The organism is Citrobacter sp. EC_71 (assembly GCF_019584005.1).
GTDB lineage: Bacteria > Pseudomonadota > Gammaproteobacteria > Enterobacterales > Enterobacteriaceae > Citrobacter > Citrobacter werkmanii.
The window spans coordinates 1-1,083 of the sequence record NZ_VDAY01000058.1 but is presented as its reverse complement, the minus strand read 5'-3'; the positions used below and the strand labels follow the sequence as shown (position 1 = coordinate 1,083).

Here is a 1,083-nt window from a genome sequence, read left to right as displayed (position 1 = left end):
CTCAATGTGGCAGTTACTGAAAAAGGTCCGCCATTTTATGGAAACCGCCAGCCCATTCCCCGGAGGAAAACATGGCCAGGCAAAAGTGTAGCGGTATTAGGCGCAGCTATTTAGCAAGATCTGGAACTAATGTTGCCATTATATTGTCATAATCAAGGACCACATCCCCGCCTATGCTTAATATATTCAGTCCAACAACGTAACATGGAGCCGTGTGTGCATTAGATATTTTCAAGTACCATGTACCAGAAAGCCCATCAACATCAATTTCCATAGGTAATGGTGATTGACCAGCCGGAGGAAGTTGTGTTGTCAAAGTTTTTGTTTGTAGCCAGTTTGTTCCATCACGGCTAATACTAATATTTATTGTCGCTGAGGAATTATTTGAACCTGCAAATCGTATCTTAGCCTTTTGTACAGAAAGTTGATATGTGATATCACTTCCATTTGGTACCTGATAAACCTGAGGACTAAACAGGGTATAATCACCGGCAGCAGTATTTGCATTAATTGATGCCCCTGTTGCCGAAAACCCAAATAATGTTGCGATCTGTGAAGCATTAAAAGTTGATAAGATAACACCAGCTCCCTTTGCATAAGGAGCAAGCTTCGCAACAACAGCGTCTTTAATGTTATATACACTTCCAGGTCTAAATGGAGACTGTCCACCGTAATTTCCCGCATCAGATGGGGAAACTTCATTTGTAACCCGGCTGGCGAGGAATCCAGACTTACCATTTGCTTTTTTGCTAATGACGTAAAAATCATCATCGGAGCTTATTTTAACAATAGCCTTCACTCCCATGCCTACTGTTGGCGTGGAGCATGGTATGATGTTTGTAACAAAGTTACTTACAATTGCTTTATTAAGCTCCTCATCAGCAGCATCCAACTGCTTAATCTTATCTGTAAGTGTACCATCTCCATATCCAACATAGTCAGTTCCATCGCTTGATGATAACCTTTGCTCTAAATAGCTGCGCCTAATACCGCTACACTTTTGCCTGGCCATGTTTTCCTCCGGGGAATGGGCTGGCGGTTTCCATAAAATGGCGGACCTTTTTCAGTAACTGCCACATTGAG

At 42.3% G+C, this 1,083-nt stretch carries 3 protein-coding genes; 1 reads left to right on the top strand and 2 read right to left on the bottom strand.

Annotated elements, in window-relative coordinates:
• The coding region (locus FHD02_RS24620) for a hypothetical protein (protein ID WP_039391442.1) at nucleotides 1–91 on the top strand (91 nt) is incomplete at its 5' end.
• Between the two features lie 15 nt (nucleotides 92–106).
• On the opposite strand, the gene FHD02_RS23965 is transcribed toward FHD02_RS24620, so the two are convergent.
• Complete coding sequence (locus FHD02_RS23965) at nucleotides 107–1,012, bottom strand: hypothetical protein (protein WP_220394382.1); 906 nt, start codon at nucleotides 1,010–1,012, stop codon at nucleotides 107–109.
• The coding region (locus FHD02_RS24615) for a hypothetical protein (protein ID WP_039391442.1) at nucleotides 993–1,083 on the bottom strand (91 nt) is incomplete at its 5' end. The genes FHD02_RS23965 and FHD02_RS24615, both read right to left, overlap by 20 nt.